We start from the raw sequence: 6046 nt of genomic DNA, 5'->3' as shown, positions 1-6046 counted from the left end.
CGAATTTGCTTAAACAGGTAATAATCGTTTTTCTCAGGGTATATACAGGTTTTTATAGGGCTATTTATTATAGTTGCGGAATCGCTGTATGTCATAGTGGAAATGCATAAGCTTAGATGTTTAGATGGTTGGATGCTTGGCAAACAAGGAAATAAGTAATATTCTTGCGAAATACAGTATATTACCTGTTGCCATAAATTATTTTTCCGTGCTTCCGTTCCTCTGTACTTCTGTACGTCAGTCTTTTTCCTGTTTTCCGGGTGCTTTTTTTACTTCAGGGGTTATAACGGTTTTCTCTGCTTTTAACCGTTCTATAAGCTTCAAATATAACTCTGCACTTTTTCGTATTCCGGTGTCAGGATCCGATCTGGAGATACCTTCAAGGAGCTTATCCCTTCCGGCAAAAGGGAGATTCAGCATTGAATAGATGGCATTTTCTCTCTTATCCTTATTATCAGACTTTAAATCCTTCATTACGTCTTCCTTTTTTTCTTTTTTATCTTTATCTTTAAGAAGATCCGGGTCCTCTACCGGCTGAGTAAAGTCATAAATTCCCGGTTTTATCCAGATAAACATATCCACACCAATGTCTTTCCTGAATTTTAATTCATCCACATAGAGTAAAAGATTCTTTATTTCATCTTTTTCAAGCCGGAGAAACTCAGAAGTATATACTACCTGTTTGGCAATTTTCCATTTATTTTTCGCATAAGCCTCATTTTTTACATAAGTAGCCAGAATGGCGGCGGAAAGCCCCCGCATCTTTATGCTCTTAGTTTTGTTTTCTATTATTATTTTTAACAGCTCCACAACTCGGCGGTCTTTAGAATAGAGCAGGGGCAGGGCAAGACCGGCGAACTTTTCTTCATTTTCAGTAACGGCAAGAAGTTTCACGATCTCCGGCACAGACTCTTCTCTTTTTTGAATTATTTGTTTGGAACAGTAAAATAGTTTGAGCGGATCCGTATTATCTTTCCCGATTATATATTCCAGGAGCAGCTCTTCTCTTGTTTTGACCGAACTCCAGGTCACCTCTTTCATTATCTCTTTTGAAGCCACTTCCGCTTTTTCAGAATAGACATCCAAAGAAAAACCCTGAGACGCACAAAACACCGGAAGAACAAGTAAAGTGAGTAGAGAAAGTATTGCTTTTAGCATTTTTAGTTCTCCTCCCAAAAATAAATTACGAATTACAAATGACAAGTGACAATATAAGGAAGTCTATATAATCTTCATAATATTGCAATTTGTACTTTATCATTTGTATTTATTCCTTGCTGCATATCTGTCATATAATATTTTACACTGCCTTGACATTTAGGTGCAGCACTCTTTTAGTTGTCGGTTTAACCTTGAAACGTTCATCCGTGCGATAACCGGCTACCCATAAAATATTACCTTTTCGGTCGGTCACAAGCGGTATAGTTTCTCTTTTGTATTTTGGTATTTTTTCATTCACCATGTAGTCCTGGAGCTTTTTAAAACTCCTCATCCCAAAAGGGACAAATCTGTCTCCGGCTTGCCTCTCTCTTAAGCTTAAAGGAAAATTCAGTTTAGCAGTATCAAAATACGCATCCTTCCTGCTTCCAAAGCATTTTACCATACCTTTTACTTCTGCCGCTACTCTAAAATTTCCAAAATATGAAAAACCCGGTATTTTCAGCCTGACAACTTTCTGTTTTTCGCCGTTCTTTTTATTAACCGCAACAAGTTTTCCGCCGGTATTTAAAAGCAGGAGCCCTCCGGGGAAAGCGACACTCTTTTTACCTGCTATTACATCCGATAAGTGTTTGTTTTCCACTCCCTTTAAATTACCTCTGGCAGAACGGATAAGCTCGCGTAAAATCCTGTAACGAAGCGCCAGAGGCGCTTTTTCAAAAGTTAAAGACTGAACAAAGTATTCGTTGTTTTTTTCTTTAATATATTTTTTTGCCTTGCCGAAAATATAAGCTTCATCCAGAGAAGACATCGCCGCTAAACGCAATAAATTCTCTTCGATTTTTGGGTTATACTCTTTTTTTAAAAGCGGTAAAAGTTTCAGTCTTATTTTATTTCTTAAATAATCCGTCTTTAAATTGCTTTTATCCGTCCGCGCTTTTATATTTTTCTTTTTAAGATAATCTTCAATATCATTTCTTTCAAGGTCGAACAAGGGACGGACAAGCTCAGTATTTTCCGATAATTTCCTTTTTATGGGCATACCTGAAAGTCCGGCAGTGTGACTGCCTCGCAGCAATCGCATAAGGATAGTCTCTACTCTGTCATTTTTATTGTGAGCCACAGCAATTTTACCGGCACCGACTTTTTTTGCTTCCTCAATAAAGGCCTGATAGCGCAACTCTCTTGCAAAATCCTGCAAGGACCTCTTTTTGATTATTTTTCTTGTCTCAAAAGAATAGACGGCAAAGGGTATTTTTAATTTTAAACAAAGTTCCCCGGCAAAATTCTCATCTTTTATTGATTCTGATCCACGAAGGTGATAATTTATATGCACCGCAAAGATCTTCAGGTCATACCTTGATTTGATTTCGTGTAAAACAAGAAGCAAAGCAGTAGAATCAGGCCCGCCGGAAAGAGCGGCCAGAACAGTATCCCCCTTTCGAAGCAGGTTGTTTTTTTCTATTGCAGCTATTACTCTTTCATGCATTATTTACTAAATCCTCTATCCGACTTAGGCGGATCTCCGGCCATATATTCACTTATTAAACCGGTCAGAATATTTTTGCCGTTTAAAACCTGCTCTTTTGTATTGGAGGAATGAACCTCAAACACTTTCAGAATATTTTTATCTGCAAAGTAAGGTAAAAACTCTTTATAATCCATATCCCCGAGACCCGGGGCTTTATGATCTTCCATAATTTTTATATCATGAATATGAAGGCCGATAAGTCTTGAGGAAAAAAGAGAAAGATATTCTTTTGGATCAATAAAGCCAAGCCGTCCCTGAATTTCAGCATGTCCCAGGTCATGCCAGTAATAAAGAGCCCCGCCGTTAAATTCTTTGAAAATATGTGCAAACTCTTCCTGATTCGGATGCTCCTCGTAATGCAGTCTTGTTTCCAAACCTATTTTAATACCGGCCTTTTTGGCGTAGGCATTTATTTCGCTTAAACTTTTTAAGCCCTTTTCAAAGGTTTTTCCTTTTTTAAGATCTCGTTCAAAAAGAAGCTTATCTTTTGCTTTAATGAATTCTTCGCTGTTTTTTTTTCCTGCACTATAAAGATCCTTAAGATAATAAGATCTGTTCTCCATTCCTTCCGGATTGCCCAGATGAACAACAACAGCAGCGGCGGAAATATCAACCGCTGTATCTATAGTCCGCTTCGTCCATTTAATTGCGTCAAGACGTTCATCTTCGTCAAGCGCTGTCAGATTAAACACACTGTTTCTCCATCTCCCCTCCTTAAGTTTCATAGGTTCGGGAAGATAACTGTGGACGCTTCCGGCTTTAAAATTTGTCTTTTTTACCAGTTCATATTTTTCTTCATTAATCCAGGAAAGCTCCAGCGCGTCAAAGCCGAGGGAATTAATTTCTTCCATAGCTTCAACCACGGACTTCCCCGCTTCTATGTTCCAGACGGTTGATATATTAAACAATGCCCGACTTCCTCCGTTAAAACGTTCCACGTTATCACGCTGCTCATGTAAAAACTTGTCCATAAAAGTCTGTAAAAGTCCATAACGGTCTATAAATGTCTTTTTTTAAATGTGGTATTGATTTAATAAAAACTCCTTAGCGTAAACCTAGCCCCCGGGACCCAAAACCTAGAACCTATCTGCTTAATCTCATTCGTCAATTGTAAATAGTTTTTTCCTGCCTTTTGAACCGTGTAATATGGAGATGTATGATTTGGGCACGTCAAAATATTTTGAGAGCTGCTTGATAACCGCAAGGTTGGCTTTATTTTCTATCGGAGGTTCGTGCACCCAGACAGTGTACCGGTTATCCCCCGTTTTTTCTAATTTTTCTTTACTGCTTCCGGGTTTTACCAATACCTCTATCTTCATCTATTTTTCTTTTTGCCTTGTTGCTGCTGTTTTACCGGTATTTCCACCACCGGTTCAATCTCTACCGGCTTGAATCTTTCCAAAAAGATAGAGATGAGAACGGAAACAATCACTCCGGGAATTATCACCCAAATAGAATATTTATGCGCTACCGGCGGAAGAAATTTATAAAATGCGTAAGGAGAAATAATAAAACTTGAAAGCAAGAATCCGCAAACCGCTGATAAAATATATGCTCCTTCGGATTTCAGCATATTCGTTATTAAACCTATTAAAGCTCCGAGTATCAACCCAAATACCGCTCCGCCTATTACGGTGTTTTGCCTTTCATAAAGAGGAATATTGGGATTTTCTTCCAGCATCTTGTTTATTCTGCTGTCATCAGCTCCCGGAAAGTTATATGTCGCGCCATAATCCAAGGCCCCCGCACCCGCTAAATTTGCTACAACTCCAAGAACAAGACCAATTATCGCCCCGACAACTATCATCTTAATAAGGTTGTTTTTCATATTCATATCTCCTGAATATCATTAATTTTAATCTATTGTATACAATAAGTTGGTGATTTTCAATAGGAAAAGCCAAAGGAAAGGTTCTGGGTGATGGGTTCTAGGGGCTGGGTTTACATATTGGGGATATTATTAAAAACAATACTACATTATTGTGGTAGTATTTAAATTAATACCACCTTGAAATTAACCTAACCCCCAGCACCTAGAACCTAGTACCTGATTTAATCATATAGCAAAAGCCAGGCCCTGCATCTCTCCTTTTTTGGGAATGGTATATAGCGCCGTTTTACTATCATGCTTTGCTATTTTGTAATTAAAACAGGCTCTACTGTTTTTTTAAAAAATATCTTTTTTGTCGTCACGCCGCTATTTTCAGCGATTTTAACTTCGGCTTCCTCAGAAAGAGCTACAACATCATGCCAGACCCCTTCATTTAATACAACAGGTTTGTCTAAAACAAAAGTTTCAATTTTATCAGGGGTTTTAACCGGCGCAACAATTAAAAGGCAGACACCTTTTACCGGTTCAAAAGACTCCTTGGAGGCAGGATGCTGCTCAATGCATTTTGACACCCTGTTTCTTACGACCAGATAAGCCAGCAACCAGCCCTCGGATTTTGACCCGGTTATTACCTCATACTGTGTTTTTTTAGAACTGTGAGTTTTTTTCGATCCTTCCAGTATTTTACCGAATTTTTTAAAATTCTCTTTGGCAGGAAATTGAATTTTACTGAATATCTTCATTTGTTTCTCCTCTTTAAAAAGGGCCGCCCTCTTTTAATAAGGCAGCCCTTAAACTATCCTTTTAACTGTTCGTTGCTTTTACTTTATCTCGCTTTGTCAAAAGATGTTGACATCTGCATTTCATTTCTCTCGAGAAAAGCCTTGCTTAAACTTTATGAACCTTATAAACTTACCTTTAACACGACTTCCAGCCTTTAAGAGGGATAAAATCTCCGGAGATCTCTCCGTTATCCTTTTCTATGGACCCCGGTTTAAGTTGTTTGACTATAAAGTCGTGGCACTTATGAGCGGCTTCTTCGGAACCACAGGTAAGGATATCAAGCATGGCAAAGCCGTATTCCGGATAGGTATAAATGGCTATGTGACTCTCTTCAATAATAAAAACAGCGGAGATTCCCTGGTGCTTTCCATTCGGCAAACGGTGATGGTAAGCCGCCGAATTAACAAGATTAAACCTCGCCACCCTTACCGATTCCAGGCAAACACCCTGAATAAAACAAAAATCATTTAGTTTGTTCGGATCGCATTTGTGAAGCTTTGAAGATATATGCCAAGCTATTGTTTTCATAAATATTCTCCTTCTTCCCTGTTTTGCAATAACCATGTACCATTTCACTATACTCAAGTATATGGCCTATGGCATTATAACATTTATTTTAATTAAGGTCTATCTTGTTCGCTTTACTTCAGCGATTCCGCAACAAGCAAATTAAGCCATAACTTTTGCACTGAAAAATCAAGGATTTTATTCTTTTGTGACCCGTGTTAATAATTATACGGGTT

Annotated in this window: 7 protein-coding genes; all 7 read right to left on the bottom strand. The window is 38.2% G+C overall.

Going from position 1 to position 6046, the window contains the following annotated elements; genetic code table 11:
• Positions 1-237: 237 nt before the first annotated feature.
• A complete protein-coding gene (locus A2536_09740; protein OGF47061.1) occupies positions 238-1158 on the bottom strand; it encodes a hypothetical protein in 921 nt (306 codons plus the stop codon).
• Positions 1159-1300: 142 nt separating this feature from the next.
• The gene (locus A2536_09735; protein ID OGF47060.1) at positions 1301-2647 is read right to left on the bottom strand and encodes a tRNA lysidine(34) synthetase TilS; all 1347 of its coding nucleotides are present in this window, start codon (positions 2645-2647) and stop codon (positions 1301-1303) included.
• Positions 2647-3597 (bottom strand): hypothetical protein, encoded by a 951-nt coding sequence (locus A2536_09730; protein ID OGF47059.1) that lies wholly within the window; start codon positions 3595-3597, stop codon positions 2647-2649. Before A2536_09730 ends, A2536_09735 begins: the two co-directional genes overlap by 1 nt.
• Before the next feature lie 189 nt (positions 3598-3786).
• Positions 3787-4008, bottom strand: coding sequence for a hypothetical protein (locus tag A2536_09725; protein OGF47058.1), 222 nt, complete (start codon positions 4006-4008; stop codon positions 3787-3789).
• A complete protein-coding gene (locus A2536_09720; GenBank protein ID OGF47057.1) occupies positions 4005-4517 on the bottom strand; it encodes a hypothetical protein in 513 nt (170 codons plus the stop codon). The genes A2536_09725 and A2536_09720 overlap by 4 nt, the downstream gene beginning before the upstream one ends.
• 305 nt (positions 4518-4822) lie before the next feature.
• Positions 4823-5263, bottom strand: a complete 441-nt coding sequence (locus A2536_09715; GenBank protein ID OGF47056.1) for a hypothetical protein — start codon at positions 5261-5263, stop codon at positions 4823-4825.
• A 175-nt stretch (positions 5264-5438) separates the two neighbouring features.
• The gene (locus A2536_09710; GenBank protein OGF47055.1) at positions 5439-5831 is read right to left on the bottom strand and encodes an S-adenosylmethionine decarboxylase proenzyme; all 393 of its coding nucleotides are present in this window, start codon (positions 5829-5831) and stop codon (positions 5439-5441) included.
• Between the last annotated feature and the right edge of the window lie 215 nt (positions 5832-6046).

The sequence above is a fragment of the Candidatus Firestonebacteria bacterium RIFOXYD2_FULL_39_29 genome (genome assembly GCA_001778375.1).
GTDB lineage: Bacteria > Oederibacteriota > D2-FULL-39-29 > D2-FULL-39-29 > D2-FULL-39-29 > D2-FULL-39-29.
This window is presented reverse-complemented; position numbering and strand designations above follow the sequence as displayed.

Excerpts from the sequence above, each read along its gene's own strand:
- A2536_09710 (OGF47055.1), bottom strand. The coding sequence starts at position 5,831 with ATGAAAACAATAGCTTGGCATATATCTTCAAAGCTTCACAAATGCGAT.
- A2536_09740 (OGF47061.1), bottom strand. The coding sequence starts at position 1,158 with ATGCTAAAAGCAATACTTTCTCTACTCACTTTACTTGTTCTTCCGGTG.
- A2536_09715 (OGF47056.1), bottom strand. The coding sequence starts at position 5,263 with ATGAAGATATTCAGTAAAATTCAATTTCCTGCCAAAGAGAATTTTAAA.
- A2536_09735 (OGF47060.1), bottom strand. The coding sequence starts at position 2,647 with ATGCATGAAAGAGTAATAGCTGCAATAGAAAAAAACAACCTGCTTCGA.
- A2536_09720 (OGF47057.1), bottom strand. The coding sequence starts at position 4,517 with ATGAAAAACAACCTTATTAAGATGATAGTTGTCGGGGCGATAATTGGT.
- A2536_09725 (OGF47058.1), bottom strand. The coding sequence starts at position 4,008 with ATGAAGATAGAGGTATTGGTAAAACCCGGAAGCAGTAAAGAAAAATTA.